This is a genomic window from Clostridium sp. AM29-11AC, assembly GCF_003480545.1.
Classification (GTDB): Bacteria; Bacillota; Clostridia; order Lachnospirales; family Lachnospiraceae; genus Otoolea; species Otoolea saccharolyticum_A.
This window is the reverse complement of record NZ_QUJI01000057.1, coordinates 1-334: the sequence shown is the minus strand read 5'-3', so window position 1 is coordinate 334 and position 334 is coordinate 1. Positions and strand designations below refer to the sequence as shown.

Sequence of the window (334 nt, the reverse complement as noted above, 5' to 3'; positions counted from 1 at the left end):
TCTAACCAACTGAGCTAAAGGTCCAAATAAAAGAGCCGATGATCGGACTCGAACCGATAACCTGCTGATTACAAATCAGCTGCTCTGCCAATTGAGCCACATCGGCACATTTAATGACCCCAACGAGATTCGAACTCGTGTTACCGCCGTGAAAGGGCGATGTCTTAACCGCTTGACCATGGGGCCTTATCTAACTCCACAGCTTCCACTGTTTCGCTCCTAACATCTCGTAAATTTCGCTCACGCTCATCTACTTCGAATCATCAATAGGTATCAAACTCCCCCTGTTGGACTCGAACCAACGACACTGCGGTTAACAGCCGCATGCTCTACC

General features: G+C 48.5%; 2 tRNA genes. Both read right to left on the bottom strand.

Going from position 1 to position 334, the window contains the following annotated elements:
* Window positions 1–33 precede the first annotated feature (33 nt).
* A tRNA-Thr gene (locus tag DW757_RS17155) sits at window positions 34–106 on the bottom strand.
* An 8-nt stretch (window positions 107–114) separates the two neighbouring features.
* Window positions 115–186: transfer RNA gene (locus DW757_RS17150), tRNA-Glu, on the bottom strand.
* Window positions 187–334 lie beyond the last annotated feature (148 nt).